Below are 21852 nucleotides of genomic sequence, written 5' to 3'. Positions count from 1 at the left end.
CGCTCGTATGGTCGTGGGGTGGACGAATCGGAGGACCGGGAACCGGCACTGGTGCAGGCCAAAGCGCTCGTGAAGCGCTTCGGCGGGTTCGAGGCCGTGCGCGGGATCGACGTCGAAGTGCGGCGCGGGGAGGCGTTCGGCTTCCTCGGGCCCAACGGCGCCGGGAAGTCGTCGACCATGCGGATGATCGCGTGCGTGTCGCCACGCACCGACGGTGATCTGCGCGTGCTCGGCGCCGACCCGGAGACCGCCGGGCCGCGCATCCGCGCGCGCCTGGGCGTGGTGCCGCAGCAGGACAACCTGGACGTCGAGCTGACGGTCCGGGAGAACCTGCTGATCTACGGCCGCTACTTCGGCCTGTCACGGGCGGCTGCCCGGCGCAAAGCCGGGGAGCTGCTGGAGTTCGCGCAGCTGACGGACCGCGCCGACGACAAGGTCGAACCGCTCTCCGGCGGCATGAAGCGGCGGCTGACGATCGCGCGGTCGCTGGTCAACGACCCGGAGCTGCTGCTGCTCGACGAGCCGACGACGGGCCTCGACCCGCAGGCCCGCCACCTGCTGTGGGACCGGCTGTTCCGCCTCAAGGCGCAGGGCACGACGCTGATCGTGACGACGCACTACATGGACGAAGCCGAGCAGCTTTGCGACAGGCTGGTGGTGATGGACCACGGCCGCATCGCGGCGGAGGGCTCGCCGTCGGAGCTGATCAAGCGCTACTCGAGGCGCGAGGTCGTCGAACTGCGGTTCACGTCGGGGGAGCAGGCCGCGGCGGCCCAGCAGGTCGAAGGGCTGGCGGAGCGCGTGGAGATCCTGCCGGACCGGGTGCTGCTGTACAGCGACGACGGCGAGGCGGCGCTGGAACACGCGCACGCCCGCGGGGTCCGTCCGCTGTCGAGCCTGGTGCGCCGGAGTTCGCTGGAGGACGTCTTCCTGCGGTTGACCGGCCGGACGCTGGTGGACTGATGGGAACCCTTTCGCCGACCCACCCGGCCGCGAGCTGCCCAGAGCCGGGTGCCGCCTTCGTCGTTCCCGGTGCGCCGGCCTGTGCTGCTGCCGGCCGCCCGGCGCGCCTGGCTCCCGGGGCCGACGTTCGCGGTGTGCCGGCTCGCCCGCCCCGAGCGGCGACCCACGCGGCCCGTGCCGCTGCCGGCCGCCCGCCGGTTCATGCCTCCGCGCGGGCGGCCGCGTCGCCCTGCCACCCCGCAACCCCCGGGCGGCGCCCGTGACCACCGTCGAATCGACCGGCCGCGTGGTCGGCAAGTGGCACGGCGCCTGGCTGCGCGTCGAGGGCTACTGGACCTGGTACCGCCGCCACTGGGTGTCCACTTTGTACTCCACCGGCCTGCAACCGGTCCTCTTCCTCGCCGCGATGGGCCTCGGCTTCGGCTCGCAGGTGCGCCCGGGCGCGGTCACCGGCGGCCTGACCTACCTCCAGTACATCGCGCCCGCCCTGCTCGCCGCCGGTGCCGCGCAGCAGGCGGTCGGCGAATCGAGCTACCCCGTGCTGTCGGGGTTCAAGTGGCAGAAGGACTACCTGGCCGTCACGGCCACCCCGGTGTCCCCGGGCCAGGTCTTCGGCGGCCACCTGATCTGGTCGGCGCTGCGGCTGACGCTGGCGGGCGCGATCTACGCGTTCGTCGCGCTGTTCTTCGGCGCCTGGACCGGGCCGGGGGTGCTGCTGGTGATCCTCGCGGGCACCGTCACCGGCCTCGCCTGCACCACGCCGATGGCCGCGCTGGCGGCGCGCACGTTCGACGAGGGCCAGCGGTTCGGGTTGATCTTCCGCTTCGTCGTGATGCCGATGACGTTGTTCTCCGGCACGTTCTTCCCGATCACCCAGCTGCCGGCCGCGATCCGCTGGCTGGCCTGGCTTTCCCCGCTGTGGCACGGCACGCAGCTGGCCCGCGGCGTGAGCGTCGGCGGCGTCGGCGGCTGGGCGATGCTCGGCCACTTCGCGGTGCTGGCGGCGTTGTTCGCGGCCGGGTGGGCGTTCGCGCACCGGGCCTTCTACCGGAGGCTGGTGGTCTGATGGTGAGCGTCCAGGCCCCGCCGCGCCGTGCCGGGCTGCTGCTGCGGGTGCTGCCACCCGGGCTGTACGCCGGCCGCGCGCGCATGCTCGTCGAGCGCTCGGTCATGGTGTACCGCGGCAGCTGGCTGATCTTCCTGTCCGGCGCGGTCGAGCCGTTCCTGTACCTGCTGGCCTTCCAGCTCGGCTTCGGCACGCTCGTCAACGAAGTCGCGGGCCCGGACGGGCGCCCGATGAGCTACGTCGCGTTCGTGGCCCCGGCCCTGCTGGCGACGTCGGCGATGAACGGCGCCGTCTTCGAATCGACGTACAACCTGTTCTTCAAGCTGCGCTACGCCAAGCTGTACGACGCGATGCTGGCCACCCCGATCGGCCCGCTGGACGTGGCCCTCGGCGAGATCGGCTGGGCGATCACCCGCGGCGGCCTCTACGCGGTGGCGTTCCTGGCGATCGCGGCGGCGATGGGCCTGCTGGCGTCCTGGTGGGCCCTGCTGATGGTCCCGGCGGCGCTGCTGGTCGGCCTGGCCTTCTCGGCGATCGGCATGGCGCTGGTGACGTTCCTGCGTTCGACGGCCCAGTTCGACTACATCCAGCTGGGCCTGACCCCGATGTTCCTGTTCGCGACGACGTTCTTCCCGCTGTCGGTGTACCCGGAGCCGCTGCAGTGGGTGGTCCGCTGCCTCCCGCTCTACCACGCGATCGAGCTGATGCGCGGCCTGGCGACCGGCCTGCTGTCCGGCTCGATGCTGATCAACCTGGCGTACCTGCTGCTCCTGGGAGGGGTGGGCCTCTGGGCGTCGACGCGCCGCATCGCGAAGCTGCTCCTGACGTGAGGATCCCGGCAAAGTCGCGCACGACATCCCCGCGGCGCCGGGCAGACCACGCGGCCGGGCGACGCTCCCGGCCGGCGGGCATCCGGAACCAGGACACCAGGCCCAGCGGCCACATCAGTCACCGCCCACGCCGGCCGGCCGGTCGGACACGACTTGGCCGGCCGATGTCATGAAAGGGTCGTTCACCTCGTCAGACGACATGAATGACCCGTTCATGTCATCGCCGCGACGTCATCGACGAGTCGTTCACGACGCATGCGCCGCCGAATTCGCCGTGCCGGCCCGACTTCGCCGGAACCTTGTCGTCCGCGTCGTGAACCGTTCGGATCTCCACGCCGATCAGCGGGCAGGGTCCGGGCGCCCCTTCGGCGCGACGGCCGCCAGCGCGTCCGCCATCCCGTGCCCGTAGAACCCGCTGTAGCCCTCGTACCCGGCGCAGTACGCGTCCTGCGTGCCGTCGCCGGTCAGGTCGTAGTCGGCCGGGCACGCCATCGGCGTCGCCTGCGTTTCTAGCGTCCGGCGCAGCTGCCGAGGGCGGGCGCCGGGCTCGCGGGAAGCCAGCAGCGCCAGCACGCCGGTGACGTGCGGCGCCGCCATCGACGTCCCGCACAGCGGCGCGTACCCGCCCGGCACGGTCGACAGGACGCACTCGCCCGTCTCGCCGCCCGGCGCGGTGACGTCGATCACGCCCAGCCCGTACGAGCTGTAGCCCGCCTTCACCCGGTCCGGACCCACGGCCGACACCGCGACGACGTCCCGCAGCCCGGCCGGCAGGGCCTCGCAGCCGCTGCCCGCGCCCGGCGAGCCCGACCGCGCCGACGGCGTCAGGTCGACGGCTTCGTTCGTCGCCGCCGCGACGTTCAGCGTGCCCGCCGACGTGCTGTACTCCACCGCGCGCGCCAGCGCCTCGTGGACCACGCCGCGGTCGTTGCCGCGGATGCACGAGAGCGTCCACGGGTTCACGAAGAAGCTGCTGTTCGTCAGCCGCATGTGCCGTGACGCGGCCCACATCAGCCCGCACACGGCGGCTTCGGGGTCGGCGTAGCCGCGGTCGTCGATCACCTTCACCGACGCCACCCGCACCCCGGGCGCCACACCGGTCACGCCCCGCCCGTCGTCGGCCGCGGCGATGATGCCCGCCACGTGCGTCCCGTGCACCGACGTCGTCGGCGCCCAAGCCGCCGGCGCACGGTCGGGCGCGCCGGTCAGGCAGCCGGCCGAGTCGTCCGGGTCGAGCGCGCCGGCGAGGTCCGGGTGGTCCGGGTCGACGCCGGAGTCGAGCACGCCGATGACGACGTCGCGGCTGCCGCCGGTGAAGCCGTGCGCCCGGTCCGCGTTGATCATCCGCATGTCCCACTGCTGCGCGCTCAGGTCGGCGGTGGGTACCGTCCCGGGATCGGTCCGGGGGAGTGCCGCCCGCGCGGGCTGGGGTTTGACCGGGTCCGTGGCGCGCTGCGCGGCCAGCCGCTCGGCCTGCGCGCTGAACGCCCGGTCGAGCCCGATCCGCGCGCCGAAGCCCGGGTCACCGGAGGTCGCGACCGCGACGGCGATCTGCGGGTAGTAAACGGTGGTGGCGCCGCACGCGCCGGTGATCCGCTCGCGAGCCGTGGACTCGGGGGTGCCGCGGTCGAAGGTGACGACGTAGCGCAGTGACCGCCCTGGGACGCAGCCGGGCTCGTCGGCCACCGCCGGACCGGCGGTGACGCACCCCGAAAGCACCAGGGCGGTGCACACGGCCGCCCGCAGCGGCCGCGCCAGCAGGGACACCGGACCTCCCACCGGATGCAGGTACCGCGGGTGCCGGTGCGCGCGATCGATCCGGCCACCCCGAGCCGCACGGTAGCCACCCCGTGCCCGGCGGACAAGCGCTGCGGCCAAGTTCGCCCGGCCGGTGGCCCCCGCGGCGCGCCCGGACGCCTGCGGGAGGTACCGAGTACACCGGAGTGGTCACCCGGTGTGGGATACTCGGGGTGGCCGCTGGGCCGCGGGGCGCACGTGAGAGGTGCTGCCCGCGGTGTTTCGGCCCGGTGATGTGCATGAACTCCCGCGGCGCGTCGCCGCCCGTGAACCGGGCGGCTGGACGACGTGGCGGGCGGCCCGGGGGCCGCGAGTGGGTCACGCACGCCGCCGAGCAGACCTTTGACCGGGTTGCGTCCCACCGGAAGCGGTGGTGCGGCGCCCGGTTGTCGGGCAAGGATTCCCGCCGCTGGTGACCACCACGGCGGAACGAACAGAAAGGGGCCCCTGCGCGGCCGCGTCCCTGCCGGTGCGAACCGGCAGACGCGCCCGGGGGCGGAGGAGAAACATGTCGAACGCGGAAACACCCGCCGAGCACACCGGCGGGAATCCCGCCACACCCACGAGCGGCCCGCTGGCCGACCTGCCCGCCCGGATCCGGGTGCACGCGCTGGCCAAGCTGCTCGAGTCGCACAGCCGGGACATCCTCGCCAAGCTCGCCGAGCTGGGCGAAAGCGTGCGCAGCGCACAGTCGAGCGTGACGAGGGACGTGGCCCTCAAGGTGGCCGAGGCCTTCACCCCGGCCGAGACCGCCACCGGTGAGACCCCGCACACCGGCCCCGGCGACACCGCCGCGCAGACCCACGCCGGCCAGACCCCCACCGGGGGCGAGGCCGAGCAGGACCGGTCCACCGGCCAGGCCGACACCGGTCAGCGATCAGCCCAGGGCGACACCGGTCAGGCCCCCGTCCGCGCCGAAGCAGACCAGGGCCAGCCCACCGGCCGCGGCGACGCCGACGCCGGTCGGCGACCTGCCCAGGGCGAAGCCGCCCAGGACCGCCTCAGCGACCAGGGTCGCTCCGCCGACCAGGGTCGCTCCGCCGACCAGGACCGGGCCAGCGCCGACCAGAGCCGCTCTGCCGACCAGGGCCGCCCCGGTGACCAGGGCCGCTCCGGCGACCAGGGCCGCCCCGCCGACCAGGGCCGAACCGGCCGTGGCCGCGACGCCACCCAGAACCACCCCCAGTCCCAGCCCACCCCCGCGGTCCCGCCGGTGCCCGAGGTCCCGGTCGCCGAGGCCGAGAAGCCGCGCCCGCGCCAGAAGACCCGCGCCCACCTGCCGGTGTTCGCCGCGCCGTCGCCGGTCTTCCTGCCGCCGGAGCCGGCCGAGCGCGCCGTCAAGCCGGTCCGCAAGCCCGCCGACCCGTTCGCGGAGCCGGAGCTCCGCCCGGAGCCCGAGCCCGCCGCCGACACGGAAGAAGCGGAAGACACCACCCCCGCCACCGACACCGAAGGTGACGACGAGGACGGCGGCAGCCGCCGTCGCCGTCGCCGCGGCCGTCGCGGCCGGGGCCGCGGCAAGGGCGCCGACGGCACCGACGAAGGCACCGAGACCGAAGACGACCAGGCCGAAGAGCAGCCGCGCCGCCGCGGCCGCAACGGTGACGAAAAGCCCGAAGCGGACACCGAAGAGGCCGAGGAAGCCGCCGGCCCCGCGGCGGAGTCCGACAGCGACGACGAGGGTGAGGGCGGCAGCAAGCGCCGTCGCCGCCGCCGTCGCCGCAAGGGCTCGGACGGTGACGACGCCGAGGGCACCGACGACCCGCCCAACACCGTCACGCACGTCCGCCAGGCCAAGGCCGAGCAGTCCGAGCGCCCGGCGCGCGACGAGGTGCGCAGCGTCCGCGGGTCGACCCGCCTGGAGGCCAAGCGCCAGCGCCGCCGCGACGGCCGCGAGGCCGGCCGCCGCCGCGCCCCGATCCTGTCCGAGGCCGAGTTCCTCGCCCGCCGCGAGTCGGTCGAGCGCACGATGGTCGTCGCCGAAAAGGGCGACTCGACGCAGATCGGCGTGCTCGAAGACGGCGTGCTGGTCGAGCACTTCGTGACGCAGTCGGGCTCCGGCTCCATCGTCGGCAACGTCTACCTCGGCCGCGTCCAGAACGTGCTGCCCAGCATGGAAGCCGCGTTCATCGACATCGGCCGCGGCCGCAACGCCGTGCTCTACGCCGGCGAGGTCGACTGGGACGCCGCCGGCCTGGAGGGCAAGGCCCGCAAGATCGAGCAGGCGCTGTCCACCGGCGACTCCGTGCTGGTCCAGGTCACCAAGGACCCGGTCGGGCACAAGGGCGCCCGGCTGACGACGCAGATCTCGCTGCCCGGCCGCTTCCTCGTCTACGTGCCGGCGGGCGGCGCCACCGGCATCTCCCGCAAGCTGCCGGAGAACGAGCGCCGCCGGCTCAAGGACATCCTCAAGCGGATCGTCCCGGAGGACGCGGGCGTGATCATCCGCACCGCCTCCGAGGGCATCAGCGAGGAGGAGCTGGGCCGCGACGTCGACCGGCTGAAGGCCCAGTGGGACGTCATCAAGGAGAAGGCCGACGCCGGGTCGAACCGCAAGGGCGGCGCGCCGACCATGCTCTACGAAGAGCCGGACCTGCTGGTCAAGGTCGTGCGTGACCTGTTCACCGAGGACTTCGCCAAGCTCGAGGTCCAGGGCGACAAGGCGTGGGACACCATCGAGTCCTACGTCCGGCACGTCGCGCCGGACCTGACCGACCGCCTCAAGCGCTACACCGGCACCGGTGACGCGTTCGCCGACCACCGGATCGACGAGCAGATCACCAAGGCGCTCGACCGCAAGGTCTGGCTGCCGAGCGGCGGTTACCTGGTCATCGACCGCACCGAGGCGATGACGGTCATCGACGTCAACACCGGCAAGTTCACCGGATCGGGTGGAAACCTCGAGGAGACGGTGACCCGCAACAACCTGGAGTCCGCGGAGGAGATCGTCCGCCAGCTCCGGCTGCGGGACATCGGCGGCATCATCGTCATCGACTTCATCGACATGGTGCTCGAGTCGAACCGCGAGCTGGTGCTGCGCCGCCTCACCGAGTGCCTCGGCCGGGACCGCACGCGCCACCAGGTCGCCGAGGTCACCTCGCTGGGCCTGGTGCAGATGACCCGCAAGAAGATCGGCACCGGCCTGCTGGAGGCGTTCTCGACGCCGTGCGAGCACTGCAAGGGCCGGGGCGTGCTCGTCTCGACCGAGGTGCAGCGCACGGGCGGCGGTTCGGGCCACTCCCACGGAGGGAACGGCAACGGCGGCAACAACGGCGGTGGCGGGGAGAAGAGCTCCCGCCGGTCGCGCGGCCGCGGCAAGGGCGAGGAGGCCGCCAAGGAGCAGGCCGAAGCCGCCAAGGCCGAGGTGCACGCCGTCCCGTCGCCGGAGCAGCGCGAGTCGATCGCGTCGGCGGTGGCGGCCATGGCGAACGCCTCGAAGGCCGCCAAGGACCACGACCACGGCGTGAACGGGCACGTCCCGGAGCCCGCCAAGGAGGTCGCGGACGTCCCGGCGACCACGGAGGCGGACGAGACGCCGGTGACGGCCGAGCCGCCCGCCGAGCCCGCCCAGGAGGTCGCCGGCACCCCGGTGACCACCGAAGCGGACGAGGTCCCGGTGCCGCAGGACGAGGAGCCCGCGGTCGAGCGGTCGTCCGCGCCGGAACCGGCCGAGGAGCCGGTCAACGAGTCTTCGGAGGCCGCTCAGCCGGTCGCCGAACCCGAGGTCAGCGTGCCCGAACCGGCCGCGCGTTCCACCCGGCGCCGTCCGCGCCGGGCGGCGTCGCGGCCCGCGGGCCCGCCGGTGCACGCCTCGGACCAGAGCAACTGAACGACTAGGGGACCCCGGTGGTAACGCACCGGGGCACCCCACGTAACCTGTAGTACGGCCTGCCACCAGAGCAGGTCGCTGCGCGAGTCCAGGACCGCCTGAGTTTTCGGGTGGGCCGGTCGCGCGGGCCCCCACCCATTGTCGAGTAATGCAGGAGACTTCCGTGTCGGCGTACGCGATCGTCAAGACCGGCGGCAAGCAGTACAAGGTGGCCGTCGGCGACGTCGTCGAGGTCGAGAAGCTCGAGGGCGAGCCGGGCACCGAGCACACCTTCCCCGCCGTGCTGTTCGTGGACGGTGGCGAGGTCACCACGGACGCCGACGCGTTGGCGAAGGTCTCGGTCACCGGCAAGGTCGTCGAGCAGACCAAGGGTCCGAAGATCCGGATCCACAAGTTCAAGAACAAGACGGGCTACCACAAGCGCCAGGGTCACCGGCAGAAGCTGACCCGCGTCGAGGTCACCGCCATCTCCAAGTAGTTCTTCTCCGGATCTTCGTTCTTCAGAAAGAGGACTGAGCTATGGCTCACAAGAAGGGTGCGTCCAGCTCCCGCAACGGTCGTGACTCGAACGCGCAGCGCCTCGGCGTCAAGCGCTTCGGCGGCCAGGAAGTCAACGCCGGCGAGATCCTCATCCGCCAGCGCGGCACCAAGTTCCACCCCGGCGTGAACGTCGGCCGTGGCGGCGACGACACGCTGTTCGCCCTGGCCGCCGGTGCGGTCCAGTTCGGCGAGAAGCGTGGCCGCAAGACGGTCAACATCGTGCCGTCGGAAGCCTGATTCGGCTTCTGTCTAGACCTCTGACGAGGGGTGGGGCCGGAATATCCGGTGCCACCCCTCGTTTGTTTTGTGCAGTCCCTTTAGAGCGAGTGAAGTGAGGCAACGTCATGGCGTCCCGGTTCGTGGACCGCGCGGTCATCCACCTGACCGCCGGTGACGGGGGCAACGGCTGTGCCTCGGTGCACCGCGAGAAGTTCAAGCCCCTCGGCGGCCCCGACGGCGGCAACGGCGGCAACGGCGGCGACGTCCTGCTGGTCGTCGACCCCAACGTGCACACGCTGCTCGACTTCCACTTCCGTCCGCACGCCAAGGCGGGCAACGGCAAGCTCGGCCAGGGCGGCAACCGCGCGGGCGCGGCGGGGGAGTCGCTGGTGATGAAGGTCCCCTCCGGCACCGTCGTGTTCACCGAAGACGGCGAACTGGTCGCCGACCTGATCGGCCCGGGCACCACGTTCGTCGCCGCCCAGGGCGGCCGCGGCGGCCTCGGCAACGCGGCACTCGCGTCGAAGGCCCGCAAGGCCCCCGGGTTCGCACTGCTCGGCGAGCCGGGCGAGAGCCGCGACCTGACGCTGGAGCTGCGCTCGGTCGCCGACGTCGGCCTGCTCGGCTTCCCGTCCGCGGGCAAGTCGTCGCTGATCTCGGTGCTGTCCGCAGCCAAGCCGAAGATCGCCGACTACCCGTTCACCACGCTCGTGCCGAACCTCGGCGTCATCACCGGCGGCGACACGGTCTTCACGATGGCCGACGTGCCCGGCCTGATCCCCGGCGCGTCCGAAGGCAAGGGCCTCGGCCTCGACTTCCTCCGCCACATCGAGCGCTGCGCGGTGCTGGTGCACGTCGTCGACTGCGCCACCCTCGAGCCCGGCCGCGACCCGCTGTCCGATGTGGACGCTCTGGAGGCCGAGCTCGCGAAGTACACGCCGAGCCTGGGCGGCAAGCTCGAGGAGCGCCCGCGCGTCGTCGTGCTCAACAAGATCGACGTCCCGGAGGCGGCCGAGCTGGCCGAGTTCGTCCGGCCGGAGCTGGAAGCGCGCGGGCTGCAGGTCTTCGAGGTCTCGACCGCGTCCCGCAAGGGCCTGCGGGAGCTGACTTTCGCGCTCGCGTCGATCGTCGAGCGCTACCGCGAGGCGCAGCCGGTGCTGGAGCCGGAGAAGATCGTCCTGCGGCCGCTCGCGGTCGACGACTCCGGGTTCACCGTCGAGGTCGACCCGGAGGAAGAGGGCGCGTTCATCGTGCGCGGCGCGCGGCCGGAGCGCTGGATCCGCCAGACCGACTTCTCCAACGACGAGGCCGTCGGCTACCTCGCCGACCGGCTGGACCGCCTCGGCGTCGAGGAGCAGCTGGCGAAGCTCGGCGCGAAGCCCGGCAGCCCGGTCACGATCGGCGACGTCCAGTTCGAGTGGGAGCCGTCGACGCCTTCGGTGGCGGTTCACCTGTCCGGGCGCGGCACCGACGTCCGCTTGGAGCGCACCGACCGCGTCGGCGCGTCCGAGCGCAAGGAAGCCCGCCGCATCCGGCGCGAGGGCACCGGCGAGTTCGACGACCAGGACGCCGGCGAGTGAGTGGCACGAGGCAGGCCATCGCGGCGGCGCGCCGCCTGGTGGTCAAGGTCGGCTCGTCGGCGCTGACCACCGCGGGCAGCGGCCTCGACGTGGCCCGCCTGGACGCGCTGGTCGACGCGATCGCCGAGCGCGTCGCCCGCGACACCCAGATCGTCCTGGTGTCCTCGGGCGCGATCGGCGCCGGCCTGGCCCCGCTCTCGCTCGGCAAGCGCCCGCGCGACCTGGCGACCCAGCAGGCGGCGGCGAGCGTCGGCCAGCTGGCGCTGGCGCACGCCTACGCCGAATCGTTCGGGCGGTATTCGCTGACGGTCGGTCAGGTGCTGCTGACGTCCGACGACGTCGTTCGCCGTTCCCACTACCGCAACGCGCAGCGCACCTTCTCGCGGCTGCTGGCCCTCGGCGCGGTCCCGGTGGTCAACGAGAACGACACGGTGGCCACCGAGGAAATCCGCTTCGGCGACAACGACCGCCTGGCGGCGCTGGTGGCGCACCTGATCGGCGCGGACGCGTTGCTCCTGCTGTCCGATGTGGACGGTCTGTACGACGGAGACCCCCGCGAGGGCGCCACCCGCAAGCTGACCGAAGTCCTGTCGGAGTCCGATGTGGACGGAATCTCGGTCGGCATGTCCAGCTCCGGCCTCGGCACGGGCGGCATGGTCTCGAAACTGGCGGCCGCCCGCACCGCGGCGGGCGCGGGCATCCCGGTCCTCCTGGCCGCGGCTTCGGAAGCCGCCGCCGCCCTGACCACGGCGTCCCCCGGCACGGCGTTCGCCCCGGCGGACACCCGCCTGTCCGCCCGCCGCTTCTGGCTCGGCTACGCGGCCGACACGACGGGCAGGCTCCGCCTGGACGACGGCGCGGTGACGGCGGTGGTCCGCCGCCGCAGGTCATTGCTGGCGGCGGGCATCACCGGTGTGGAGGGCGACTTCCAGGCCGGCGACGTGGTCGACCTGGTGGACGCGAAGGACCGCGCGGTGGCCCGCGGGGTGGTGGCGTTCGACGCGACGGAACTCCCGGACCTGATCGGCCGCTCCACCCCGGAACTCCCGGAGGAGCAGCGACGCGAGGTCGTCCACGCCGACGACCTGGTCCCCCTGCGCCGCTGACCCACGCGAGGCCCCGCACTTTCACGTGAAAGTGCGGGACAGCCTCAGCCCAGTGAGACCAGGCGGGCGCCGCCGTCGGCTTCCAGGACCGTGCCCGTCAGGTTGGCGTTCGTCGCCGCCAGCGCGACCACTTCGGCCACGTCGTCGGCCGTCGCGACCCGGCGTGCCGGGATCGAAGCCGCCGTCTGGGCGAAGAACCCCTCCCGCACCTCCGCCGGGAAGCCGCTCCACCAAGCCGTGTCGACGACGCCCGGCGAGACCGCGTTGACCCGCCGGGGCGCCAGCTCCACCGCCAGCGGCTTGACCAGCGCCTCGACGGCCGCGTTCAGGGCGCCGATCCCCGCTGTCCCGGGCATCGCGGCCCGCGCCGTGATCGCGCTGAGCAGCGTGATCGAGCCGTCGGCGGCCAGGTGCGGCAGGACGGCTTGGACCGTCGTCAGGTGCGCCCAGAACTTCGCGTCGAACGCCCGCCGCAGCTCCTCGAGGTCCAGCGAATCGATCGGCCCCATGCCTTCGGCGCCGGACAGGCTCACCACCAGCACGTCGACCGTGCCCAGCGACGACGCCAGCGCGGCCATCGCCGTGGCGTCGCCGCCGTCGGCCTGGTGGCCGGTCAGCTGCGGGTCGCTCGCCGCGACGTCGTCGAGGCGCTCCTTGCCGCGGCCGGTGACGTGGACGTCGTAGCCCTGCCGGTGCAGCCGCCGCGCGGTCGCCAGGCCGATGCCCGAAGTGCCGCCGGCGACGAGAGCGATGCTCATGCGTTGTTCCTCATTTCGAACCGGTACGTCTCGTTTCGAAATCGACGGTACCATCGGATCCCATGACCGACCAGTCCCGTCCCGGCCGCAAGCGCAGCGAGCAGAGCAGGCTGGCGATCCTCGCCGCCACGCTCGACCTGGTCGCGGAGGCGGGCTACGGCGCGCTGACCGTCGAGGGCATCGCCGCGCGCTCCGGCGTCGGCAAGCAGACGATCTACCGCTGGTGGCCGTCGAAGGCCGACGTCCTGCTCGACGCGCTCGCGACGAAGGCCGACTTGCAGATCCCGATCCCCGACGAGGGGTCGTTCCGCGCCGACCTCGGGCGCTTCCTGGACAGCACGTTCGAACTGGGGGAGAAGAACCAGGTCGCGGACACGCTGCGCGCGCTCATGGCGCAGGCGCAGCTCGACCCGGAGTTCGGCAAGCGGTTCCGCGAGGACTTCCTGTACCGCCGCCGCGAAGCGCTGGGCACGATCGTCGACCGCGCCGGCGAGCGCGGCGAACTGCCCGCGGGCGTCGCTCCCGGCACGGTGATCGACGTCGTGTTCGGCGTGCTCTGGTACCGCCTGCTGGCGACGCGCGAGCCGATCGGCCGCGGCCTGGCCGACGAACTGGTGACGCTGTTAGCGGCTCACGGCGCTTCGACCGCCGAGATGCGGTAGCGCGCCACCGAGGCGTCGAGGATCTGCGCCGCCTGCTCGTCCGACGGCCCGGACCCGCGGAAGCGCTCGAGGTCCGCATCGGACTCCCAGCGCTCGTACACGGTGATCCGGCCGGCGTCGAGCAGGTCGGCGCCCAGCGCGTAGTCGAGGCAGCCTGGCGCTTCCCGCGCCAGCCGCACGGCTTCGGCGCAGCCTTCCAGGTAGGCGGCCCGCGCTTCGGGCGCGACGGCGAGCCAACCGGCGATGATGATCATGATGGGGTGATCCGATCCGCTTTGACGGTCAGCAGCACCCGCGTCTGGTCCCGCCCGCCCCACCACGGGTACGGCCCGCCGAGGTAGCGCTGCGCGAGCTCCTCGATGTGCTCGACGGCGCCTTCCTCGGTCGTTTCGACGACCCGCCCGCGGATCGCGTAGTACCGCGACGGCCGGTCGCGGTCGGCCACGTTGAGCGCCACCCGCGGGTCGCGCTCGATGTTGCGCTGCTTCTGGTGCCCCAGCACGGTGTTGACCAGGATGTGCGTCCCGTCGGTGTCCACCCAGGTCTGGGTCAGCTGCGGCGAGCCGTCCGGCATCGACGTCGCCAGGAAGCAGAGGCTGGGTTCGCGCAGCAACGCGAGCAGGTCGGCGGGCAGTTCCAAGGTGGTCTCCGCTAAAGCCGGTCGGGCGCTTCGATGCCGAGCAGCGAGAGCCCGAGCGCGAGCGTTTGCGAAGTCAGCGTAGTCAATCCGAGCCGTGACGCGCGCAGCGACGGAGAAGACGCCTTCAAGACCGGACATTCCTCGAAGAACCGGGAAAACGCGACCGCCGTCTCGTACAGGTACGTGCACAGCTTGTGCGGCGCGTAGCCGTTCGTCGCGGCCTTCAGCGCTTCGCCGAACCGGAGCAGTTTCAGTGCCAGCGCCCGTTCCGCCGGTGCTTCCAGCACGATTTCCGCGCCGCCGGGCTGCTCGCCGGCCTTCCGCAGGATCGACCGCGTCCGCGCGTGCGCGTACTGCAGGTACACCGAGGTGTTGCCCTCCTTGGCGAGCATCCGGTCCCAGGCGAAGACGTAGTCGCGTTCGCGGTCCCCGGACAGGTCCGCGTACTTGACCGCGCCGATGCCCACCGCGCGGGCTACTTCGGCCTGGCCCGCCGCGTCGAGCTCACTGCGTTCGGCGACGACCGCGGCGGCCTGTGCCACGGCTTCGGTGAGCAGGTCGGCCAGCTTGACGGTGTCGCCGGACCGGGTCCGCATCGTCTTGCCGTCCGCGCCGAGGACTGTGCCGAACCCGATGTGCTCGGCGTGCCCGGTCAGCCAGCCCGCCGCGCGGCAGACGGCGAACACCATCGCGAAGTGCTGGGCCTGCGGCGCCCCGACGACGTAGAGGAGGTCGGTCGCCCCGCGTGCGGCCGTCCAGTACCGGACGGTCGCCAAATCCGTGGCGGCGTACCCGTAACCGCCGTCGCGCTTGCGGACGATCAGCGGCAGCCGGTCGCCTTCGCGGTTGCGGAAGCCTTCGGGGAACACGCAGACCGCGCCGTCGCTGATCTCGGTCAGCCCGGCCTTCTCGAGGTCGTCGACCACCGCGGCGAGGTACGGGTTGTAGAAGCTCTCGCCGTAGATGTCCTTGTCCGTCAGCGAAATGCCGAGCAGCGCGTAGACCTCGTTGAAGTGCTTCGTCGACTCCGCGATCAGCTCCCGCCAGACGGCCAGCGTCGCTTCGTCGCCGCCTTGCAGCAGGACGACCCGCTCGCGCGCTCGGGTCGCGAACGCTTCGTCGCTGTCGAACTTCCGGCGTGCTTCGCGGTAGAAGGCGTCGAGGTCGGCGATGCCGCTTTGCCCGGCCGAGACGTCGAGCAGGTGCTCGATGAGCATCCCGAACGGCGTGCCCCAGTCGCCGAGGTGGTTGTGCGGCAGCACTTCGTGGCCGGCGAACCGCAGCAGGCGCGCGAGGGCGTCGCCGATCACCGACGTCCGCAGGTGCCCGACGTGCATTTCCTTGGCCACGTTCGGGCTGCTGTAGTCGAGCGCGATCGTCCGTGGCGCCGCGGTTTCCGGCACGCCGAGCCGCGGATCACCGAGCACGGCGGCGACGCGCGTCTCCAGCCATTCCTTGCGCAGCGCGAAGTTGAGGAAACCCGGCCCGGCGACTTCGGGCGGCTCCGCGATGCCGTCGAGCTCCAGCACCCCGGCGATCAGCCCGGCCACCTCGCGCGGCGGGCGGCCGAGCCGCTTGCCGAGGCTCATCGCGAGGTTCGCCTGGTAGTCGACGCCTTCCCGCGGCGACGCCTGGACCAGCGCCTGCTCCGGCGTCAGGTCGATGTCGAGCGCCCGGCCGGCGGCGGCCACCACGCGGCGCGCCAGCTCCTCGGTAACGTCGGCGGTGTGCACGGTGTCCCTCCTTCGGCTCGGGTCGGGGAGCCCGCAGCGTAGCGAGCGTGACCGGCCGGCGACGAAGGGTTTACTTCAGCTCAGTGCCTTTCGTTTCCGGGAGCGTGAGGATCACCGCGAACGCGATCGCGGCCCCGACGGCGACGTACCAGAAGTACAGCGTCTGCGACACTTCGCCGAACAGGGTGATGAGCAGCGGCGCGGTGCCGCCGAAGACGGCGACGGTCAGGTTGTACCAGGCGCCGATCCCCAGCCCGCGCAGCTCGGTCGGGAACAGCTCGCTCATGATCGCCGGCGCGATCGACGTCATCGCGGTGTACAGCCCGAGCCCGACGCAGAACACCACGAGCAGGCCGCCGATCCCCGGGCCGATCAACGCGGACAGCGGGACGACGACGATCGCGGTCGCCCCGGACCACACGAGCAGCTGCGGCTTGCGCCCGAACCGGTCCGCCAACGCCCCCATCGGGTACTGCAGGGCGATGAACAACGCCGTGCCGACGGAAAGGGCGAGGAAGACGGCGTCGGCGTCGGCGTGCCGGGTCTTGACCGCGAACGACGTCAGCGCGCTGAAGAACGTGTAGTAGCAAAGGGTCGAGAGCATCGAGAAGCCGACGAGCCTGCCGACGGCTTTCGGGTGGTGCGTAAGCGTTGTCAGCAACGGCCGTTCGATCTTCCGGGCCTCGCTCTTCGTCCGCTCGAAGAGCTCGGTTTCGGCGATGCTGCGGCGCAGCCACAACCCGACCAGGCCGAAGACGCCGCCCAGCAGGAACGGCAGCCGCCAGCCCCACGCCGTCAGCTGTGCCTTGTCCAGGGTCCGCGCGAGCACGAAGCCGAGGACGGTCGCGACGAGCACGGCCGAACCGGTCGAGATGTAGAAGAACGCCGAGTACCGGCCGCGGCGTTCCGCCGGCGCGATCTCGCCCAGGTACGCCGACGCGTTGGACACCTCACCGCCCAGCGACAGCCCCTGCGCGATGCGCGCGACCAGCAGCAGGATCGGCGCGAGCCAGCCGATCAGCGAGAACGTCGGCAGCAGGCCGATCGCCACCGACCCGCCCGCCATCAGCAGGATGGTGAGGATCATCGCCGGTTTCCGGCCCCGGGTGTCGGCGAAGCGTCCGAGCAGGACACCGCCGAGCGGCCGGAAGAAGAACGCCAGCGCGTACGTCGCGAAGGTGTTGATCAGGGCCAGCGTGTCGTTCCCGGCGGGGAAGAACGCGCCGGCGAAGTAGATGCTGAACGTCGCGTAGATCGTCCAGTCGAACCACTCCAGCGCGTTGCCGGCGCTCGCCGCGAACAGCTTGCGCACCGGCAGCCGGTGGCGCAGCTCCCGCACGGTGGACTCGGTCATGGCAGCCTCCCGTCACCCGAAGGTGGAACGGGACTTTGCCACATTCGTTCGCGGTGCGAAAGATCCTGACTACGCGGTTTTCGTGTCCTCCTTCCACTCAGGCCGTGCTGGCCAGCGCGAACGGCAGCACGGCGGGTGCCCCGGCCCGCCGCAGCAGCCGCGCGGCCAGCGTCATCGTCCAGCCGGTGTCGATGACGTCGTCGACCAGCAGGACCGGCCCGGCCGGCAGCGTCGCCGCGAGGTCGGCGGGCATGCTCATCCGCCGCCACAGGTCGGCCAGCCGCTGCGCGCTGTTGGCCTGCCGCGGCGGTGGCCCTTCCGCGTCCAGCGCGCCGAGGAAGTCCAGCTTGCCGATCTCGGCCAGCCGCGTCGCGAGGCTGTACACGAGCTGCGGCCGCGTCTCCGACGGGACGGCGACCACCGCCACCGGCCGTTCCGCCCACTGCCACCCGGCGAGCACCTGGACGCAGGCCTTGAACACCGAGTCGGGGACCTCGGTGTCCCGGGCGCCGGCGCCGACCAGCTCCCGCAACCGGTTGCCCCAGCCGACGTCGGTCAGCCGCCCGAGCACCTGGCCCGGCTCGGCCTGGTCGTCGGCCGAGATCCGGCCGGACACCGGAACGTCCAAAGAGGACATCCCGGTGGGCCACTGCTTGCGCGGGGCGACCTCGACCCCGGGCCGCTGCAGGCGTTCCCGGGTCGCGTCGACGACCTCGTCGGCCACCGCCGTGTCCCAGTGCTGCCCGGTGCAGTTGTCGCACCGCCCGCACGGCGCCGCCTCGGGATCGTCGAGCTGCCGCCGCAGGTATTCCATCCGGCAGCCCCCGGTCGCGAGGTAGCCGAGCATCGCTTCCTGCTCGCGGTCGCGTGCTTCCGCGACCCGCCGGTACCGGCCGCGGTCGTACTCCCACTCCTCGCCCGTGCTCGTCCAGCCGCCCTTGACGCGCCGCACCGCGCCGTCGACGTCCAGCACCTTGAGCACCATTTCCAGCCGGGAGCGGGAGAGTTCCACGGACGGCTCGAGCGCGGCCGTCGAAAGGGGACGGTCGGCGTAGGCGAGGGTGTTCAGCACCTGCGTCACCCGCAGCTCGTCGGGGAAGGCGAGCGACCCGAAGTACGCCCAGATCGCCTTGTCCTCCTCGCCGGGCAGCAGCACGACTTCGGCGCGTTCGACGCCACGCCCGGCGCGGCCCACCTGCTGGTAGTAGGCGATCGGCGACGACGGCGCGCCGAGGTGCACGACGAACCCGAGGTCCGGCTTGTCGAAACCCATGCCCAGCGCGGAAGTCGCGACGAGCGCCTTGACCCGGTTGCCGAGCAGGTCGTCCTCGGCCGCCTGCCGGTCGGCCGGGTCGGTCTTGCCGGTGTAGGCCGCCACCGGGTACCCGCGGTCCTTCAGCAGCGACGCGACGTCGTGCGCCGCCGCGACGGTCAGGCAGTAGATGATCCCCGACCCCGGCAGCTCCGCCAGGTGCTCGGCGAGCCACGCCAGCCGCGCCTGCGACGTCGGCAGCCGGCACACCGACAACCGCAGGCTTTCCCGGTCGAGGCTGCCGCGCAGCACGAGCGTGTCCCCGCCGGTGCCGAGGCCCAGCTGCTCGGCGACGTCGGTGACCACGCGGTCGTTCGCGGTCGCCGTGGTCGCCAGCACCGGCACGCCCTCCGGGAGGTCGCCCAGCAGCGTGCGCAGCCGCCGGTAGTCCGGCCGGAAGTCGTGGCCCCAGTCGGAGACGCAGTGCGCCTCGTCGACCACCAGCAGGCCGGTGCTCGCGGTCAGCTTCGGCAGCACGTTGTCGCGGAAGTCCGGGTTGTTCAGCCGTTCGGGGCTGACCAGCAGGACGTCGACCTCGCCGGCCGCGACCGCCGCCTGCACCTGGTCCCACTCCTGGGGGTTCGCGGAGTTCATCGTCGCCGCGTGGATCCCGGCGCGCGCCGCCGCCGAGATCTGGTTGCGCATCAGGGCGAGCAGCGGCGAGACGATGACCGTCGGGCCGCTTCCCTGTTCCCGCAGCAACGCCGTGGCCAGGAAGTACACCGCCGACTTGCCCCACCCGGTGCGCTGCACGACCAGCGCCCGGCGCCGCTGCGCGACCAGGGCCTCGATGGCCGTCCATTGGTCTTCGCGCAGCGTCGCCGAGTCGCCGGCCAGCGCCCGGAGGAGGGTTTCGGCGCGGTCGCGGAGGGCTGAGGTGGTGCCGGTGGTGTCCACGTCCCCACGTCTACCCCATGGCACCGACGATCCGGGAATCGGCGGCGTCGCGAACGGACCGTTCGTGACGAATACGGGTGGTTATGTGACCTGAATCACACCTTCTGCCCGGTCGGGCGGGGTGGCGAACAGCACCCGGCGTCCCGCGCGCGCGATGTATAGGCTCCCCAGTCATGTCACCACGGCGGATCGGGGTCATGGGCGGCACCTTCGACCCCGTGCACCACGGCCACCTCGTCGCGGCCAGCGAGGTCCAGTCCCGGTTCGGGCTCGACGAAGTGATCTTCGTCCCCACCGGGCAGCCGTGGCAGAAGACCGGCCGCCGGGTGACCAAGGCCGAGGACCGCTACCTGATGACGGTCATCGCGACCGCGTCGAACCCGGTGTTCTCGGTCAGCCGCGTGGACATCGACCGCGGCGGCCAGACCTACACCGTCGACACCCTGCGCGACCTCCACGCCGAGTACCCCGAAGACGAACTCTTCTTCATCACCGGCGCCGACGCGCTCGAACAGATCCTGACCTGGCACAAGGCGGACGAGCTGTTCGACTTCGCGCACTTCATCGGCGTCACCCGGCCGGGCTACCGGCTCAACTCCCACCACCTGCCCAGCGGGAAGGTGAGCCTCGTCGAGGTCACCGCGATGGCGATCTCGTCGACCGGCTGCCGCGACCGGGTCGAACGCGGGGAGCCCGTCTGGTACCTCGTGCCCGACGGCGTCGTCCGGTACATCGCCAAGAAGGACCTGTACCGGAAGAGCGACTGAAGGCCCGCTGGTCCCGGCGGGTACCCTTCTCGGGCGAACCCGATCTGTGAAGGAGCACCGTGGCAGCCACGTCCGAGGCACGAGAGCTGGCCGTAGCGGCCGCACACGCGGCGGCGGACAAGAAGGCCAGCGACGTAGTCGTGCTGGACGTGTCCGAGCAGCTCGTCATCACCGACGCCTTCGTCATCGCCTCCGCGTCCAACGAGCGCCTGGTGGGCGCGATCGTCGACAACGTCGAGGAGAAGCTGCGGGAGAGCGGCCACAAGCCGGTCCGCCGCGAAGGAGCCCGCGAAGGGCGCTGGGTCCTGCTCGACTACGTCGACGTCGTCGTGCACGTCCAGCACGTCGAGGAGCGCACGTTCTACGGCCTCGAGCGGCTGTGGAAGGACTGCCCGCGCATCGAGGTGGACGGACTCGAGGAGCCACCCGCCGACGAGGACCCGGACGTCCCGTGAGCCCGCGGCGGCTCGTGCTCTGGCGCCACGGCGAGACGGACTACAACGCCGCCGGGCGGATGCAAGGTCACCTCGATTCGGCGCTGACCCCGCGCGGCTGGAACCAGGCCCGGTTCGCGGTACCCGCGCTGGCCCGGTTCTCGCCGGACCTCGTCATCGCGTCCGACCTGCGCCGCGCCACCGACACGGCCACCGTGCTCACCGACGCCATCGGCGTCCCGCTGCGCATCGACAAGCGCCTGCGCGAGACGCACCTCGGCGAATGGCAGGGGCTCACCGGCGCGGAGGTCGACGAGGCCTACCCCGGTGAACGCGACCGCTGGCGCACCGACGCGACCTGGGCCCCGCCGGGCGGGGAGAACCGCGTCGACGTCGCCGACCGCGCCGGCGAAGTGGTCGCCGACCTGCAGCAGGCCAACTCCGACGTCGGCGACACCGTGCTCCTGGCCGCGCACGGCGGGCTGATCATCGCGCTCACCGCCCGGCTGCTGAACCTGCCGGTCGCGATCTGGCCTTCGCTGGGCGGGATCTCGAACTGCCACTGGGTCGAGCTCGGCCTGCGCGACGGCAAGTGGCGGCTGAACGCCTACAACGCGGGGATGCACGGCTAACCGATGGGGCCGCGCCTGCTGGTGTTCGGCGATTCGCTGAGCTTTCACGGTCCCGAAGGACCGTGCGCCGCGGACGAACCGCGGCTGTGGCCGAACGTCGCGGCCGCCGCGCTGGGCGGCACCGCCGACCTGGTCGCGGGCATCGGCTGGAACGCCCGCGACGCCTGGTGGTCGCTGACCGGCGACCCGCGCGTGTGGGCCGACCTGCACCACGTCGACGCCGTCGTGTTCGCGGTCGGCAGCATGGACACGCTGCCGTCGCCGCTGCCGACCTACCTGCGCACCGGGCTGCGGTACCTGCGTCCCGACCCCGTCCGCCGGGTGGTGCGCCAGGCCTACCTCGCCGCGCAGCCCCGGCTTTCGGTCGCCTTCCGCGGCCGGCCGACCGTGCTGCCCGCCAAGCTCACCGTGCGGTACCTCGACACCGCCGTGGGCGCGCTGCGCGCCCTGCGGCCCGAGCTGCCGGTCTTCGGGATGCTGCCGTCGGTGCACCGCGCGGCGGCCTACGGCGGAGTGCACACCGCGCGGCCGGCCGCGGCGGCCGCGATGGCGGCGTGGGGCGCACGGGCGAACGTTCCCCTGCTCGACCTCGAAGCCGTTGTCGGAGAGCACGTCCTGAGCGGTGAGGGCAACCCGGACGGCATGCACTGGGGCTGGAAGGGGCACGCCTCGGTGGGTGACGCGATGTCCGTGTTGCTGGCACCGGTGCTGACCCCCGGCCACGTAGGCTGAC

General features: G+C 72.3%; 20 protein-coding genes. 13 read left to right on the top strand and 7 right to left on the bottom strand.

The window, feature by feature from the left end; all coding sequences use genetic code 11:
* Positions 1-18 precede the first annotated feature (18 nt).
* The 3 genes from EIY87_RS37945 (at position 19) to EIY87_RS37935 (ending at position 2859) form a co-directional block, all read left to right on the top strand.
* The gene (locus tag EIY87_RS37945; RefSeq protein WP_125314763.1) at positions 19-963 is read left to right on the top strand and encodes an ABC transporter ATP-binding protein; all 945 of its coding nucleotides are present in this window, start codon (positions 19-21) and stop codon (positions 961-963) included.
* 259 nt (positions 964-1222) lie between these two features.
* Positions 1223-2029, top strand: a complete 807-nt coding sequence (locus EIY87_RS37940; protein ID WP_125314762.1) for an ABC transporter permease — start codon at positions 1223-1225, stop codon at positions 2027-2029.
* Positions 2029-2859 carry an ABC transporter permease gene (locus tag EIY87_RS37935; RefSeq protein ID WP_125314761.1) on the top strand — a complete coding sequence of 277 codons (831 nt, stop codon included), beginning with the start codon at positions 2029-2031 and terminating at the stop codon, positions 2857-2859. Before EIY87_RS37940 ends, EIY87_RS37935 begins: the two co-directional genes overlap by 1 nt.
* 339 nt (positions 2860-3198) lie before the next feature.
* Here the strand turns inward: EIY87_RS37935 and EIY87_RS37930 are convergent, their stop codons facing one another.
* Positions 3199-4626, bottom strand: a complete 1428-nt coding sequence (locus tag EIY87_RS37930) for a S8 family peptidase (RefSeq protein WP_125314760.1) — start codon at positions 4624-4626, stop codon at positions 3199-3201.
* Positions 4627-5164: 538 nt separating this feature from the next.
* On the opposite strand from EIY87_RS37930, the gene EIY87_RS37925 reads away from it, so the two are divergent.
* From EIY87_RS37925 to proB, 5 genes are all read left to right on the top strand, one after another.
* Complete coding sequence (locus EIY87_RS37925) at positions 5165-8485, top strand: translation initiation factor IF-2 N-terminal domain-containing protein (RefSeq protein WP_125314759.1); 3321 nt, start codon at positions 5165-5167, stop codon at positions 8483-8485.
* Positions 8486-8648: 163 nt separating this feature from the next.
* Positions 8649-8963, top strand: coding sequence for a 50S ribosomal protein L21 (gene rplU / locus EIY87_RS37920; protein ID WP_125315034.1), 315 nt, complete (start codon positions 8649-8651; stop codon positions 8961-8963).
* A gap of 41 nt (positions 8964-9004) precedes the next feature.
* Complete coding sequence (gene rpmA / locus EIY87_RS37915) at positions 9005-9262, top strand: 50S ribosomal protein L27 (RefSeq protein ID WP_086846674.1); 258 nt, start codon at positions 9005-9007, stop codon at positions 9260-9262.
* A gap of 107 nt (positions 9263-9369) precedes the next feature.
* The gene (gene obgE, locus EIY87_RS37910; RefSeq protein WP_125314758.1) at positions 9370-10824 is read left to right on the top strand and encodes a GTPase ObgE; all 1455 of its coding nucleotides are present in this window, start codon (positions 9370-9372) and stop codon (positions 10822-10824) included.
* A complete protein-coding gene (proB, locus tag EIY87_RS37905; RefSeq protein WP_125314757.1) occupies positions 10821-11930 on the top strand; it encodes a glutamate 5-kinase in 1110 nt (369 codons plus the stop codon). The genes obgE and proB overlap by 4 nt, the downstream gene beginning before the upstream one ends.
* A gap of 44 nt (positions 11931-11974) precedes the next feature.
* Here proB and EIY87_RS37900 read toward each other — a convergent pair whose 3' ends face one another.
* On the bottom strand, positions 11975-12688 hold the full coding sequence (locus EIY87_RS37900; protein ID WP_125314756.1) for an SDR family NAD(P)-dependent oxidoreductase: 714 nt from the start codon (positions 12686-12688) through the stop codon (positions 11975-11977).
* 62 nt (positions 12689-12750) lie between these two features.
* Between EIY87_RS37900 and EIY87_RS37895 the strand changes: the two genes are divergently transcribed.
* Complete coding sequence (locus EIY87_RS37895) at positions 12751-13350, top strand: TetR/AcrR family transcriptional regulator (RefSeq protein WP_125314755.1); 600 nt, start codon at positions 12751-12753, stop codon at positions 13348-13350.
* Here EIY87_RS37895 and EIY87_RS37890 read toward each other — a convergent pair.
* The 5 genes from EIY87_RS37890 to EIY87_RS37870 all read right to left on the bottom strand — a co-directional run bounded on the left by EIY87_RS37890 (position 13320) and on the right by EIY87_RS37870 (position 19286).
* Complete coding sequence (locus tag EIY87_RS37890) at positions 13320-13604, bottom strand: putative quinol monooxygenase (RefSeq protein WP_125314754.1); 285 nt, start codon at positions 13602-13604, stop codon at positions 13320-13322. The two genes, EIY87_RS37895 and EIY87_RS37890, sit on opposite strands and share 31 nt — an antisense overlap.
* Positions 13601-13990, bottom strand: coding sequence for a PPOX class F420-dependent oxidoreductase (locus EIY87_RS37885; protein WP_125314753.1), 390 nt, complete (start codon positions 13988-13990; stop codon positions 13601-13603). Before EIY87_RS37885 ends, EIY87_RS37890 begins: the two co-directional genes overlap by 4 nt.
* Positions 13991-14001: 11 nt before the next feature.
* Positions 14002-15723, bottom strand: a complete 1722-nt coding sequence (gene argS / locus EIY87_RS37880; protein ID WP_125314752.1) for an arginine--tRNA ligase — start codon at positions 15721-15723, stop codon at positions 14002-14004.
* Between the two features lie 70 nt (positions 15724-15793).
* A complete protein-coding gene (locus tag EIY87_RS37875; protein WP_125314751.1) occupies positions 15794-17077 on the bottom strand; it encodes an MFS transporter in 1284 nt (427 codons plus the stop codon).
* Between the two features lie 97 nt (positions 17078-17174).
* Entirely contained in the window at positions 17175-19286 is a 2112-nt protein-coding gene (locus EIY87_RS37870) for a RecQ family ATP-dependent DNA helicase (protein WP_125314750.1), read from the bottom strand.
* 197 nt (positions 19287-19483) lie between these two features.
* Between EIY87_RS37870 and nadD the strand changes: the two genes are divergently transcribed.
* Genes nadD through octT form a run of 4 tightly spaced genes read left to right on the top strand, consistent with a single transcriptional unit; the run spans position 19484 to position 21851 of the window.
* Positions 19484-20053 (top strand): nicotinate-nucleotide adenylyltransferase, encoded by a 570-nt coding sequence (gene nadD, locus EIY87_RS37865; RefSeq protein ID WP_263855656.1) that lies wholly within the window; start codon positions 19484-19486, stop codon positions 20051-20053.
* 59 nt (positions 20054-20112) lie between these two features.
* A complete protein-coding gene (rsfS, locus tag EIY87_RS37860) occupies positions 20113-20508 on the top strand; it encodes a ribosome silencing factor (RefSeq protein WP_125314748.1) in 396 nt (131 codons plus the stop codon).
* Positions 20505-21119 carry a histidine phosphatase family protein gene (locus EIY87_RS37855; protein ID WP_125314747.1) on the top strand — a complete coding sequence of 205 codons (615 nt, stop codon included), beginning with the start codon at positions 20505-20507 and terminating at the stop codon, positions 21117-21119. The genes rsfS and EIY87_RS37855 overlap by 4 nt, the downstream gene beginning before the upstream one ends.
* A 3-nt stretch (positions 21120-21122) precedes the next feature.
* Positions 21123-21851, top strand: coding sequence for a diglucosylglycerate octanoyltransferase (gene octT / locus EIY87_RS37850; RefSeq protein WP_125314746.1), 729 nt, complete (start codon positions 21123-21125; stop codon positions 21849-21851).
* Position 21852 lies beyond the last annotated feature (1 nt).

The organism is Amycolatopsis eburnea (assembly GCF_003937945.1).
Classification (GTDB): domain Bacteria; phylum Actinomycetota; class Actinomycetes; order Mycobacteriales; family Pseudonocardiaceae; genus Amycolatopsis; species Amycolatopsis eburnea.
Note: the sequence above shows the minus strand (reverse complement) of the source record. Positions and strands in the feature narration are given on the sequence as shown.

Bases quoted from the DNA above. Each gene is read 5' to 3' on its own strand.
- EIY87_RS37925 (WP_125314759.1), top strand. From the start codon at position 5,165: ATGTCGAACGCGGAAACACCCGCCGAGCACACCGGCGGGAATCCCGCC.
- obgE (WP_125314758.1), top strand. From the start codon at position 9,370: ATGGCGTCCCGGTTCGTGGACCGCGCGGTCATCCACCTGACCGCCGGT.
- EIY87_RS37890 (WP_125314754.1), bottom strand. From the start codon at position 13,604: ATGATCATCATCGCCGGTTGGCTCGCCGTCGCGCCCGAAGCGCGGGCC.
- octT (WP_125314746.1), top strand. From the start codon at position 21,123: ATGGGGCCGCGCCTGCTGGTGTTCGGCGATTCGCTGAGCTTTCACGGT.
- nadD (WP_263855656.1), top strand. From the start codon at position 19,484: ATGGGCGGCACCTTCGACCCCGTGCACCACGGCCACCTCGTCGCGGCC.
- EIY87_RS37895 (WP_125314755.1), top strand. From the start codon at position 12,751: ATGACCGACCAGTCCCGTCCCGGCCGCAAGCGCAGCGAGCAGAGCAGG.
- EIY87_RS37935 (WP_125314761.1), top strand. From the start codon at position 2,029: ATGGTGAGCGTCCAGGCCCCGCCGCGCCGTGCCGGGCTGCTGCTGCGG.
- EIY87_RS37875 (WP_125314751.1), bottom strand. From the start codon at position 17,077: ATGACCGAGTCCACCGTGCGGGAGCTGCGCCACCGGCTGCCGGTGCGC.
- EIY87_RS37900 (WP_125314756.1), bottom strand. From the start codon at position 12,688: ATGAGCATCGCTCTCGTCGCCGGCGGCACTTCGGGCATCGGCCTGGCG.
- rpmA (WP_086846674.1), top strand. From the start codon at position 9,005: ATGGCTCACAAGAAGGGTGCGTCCAGCTCCCGCAACGGTCGTGACTCG.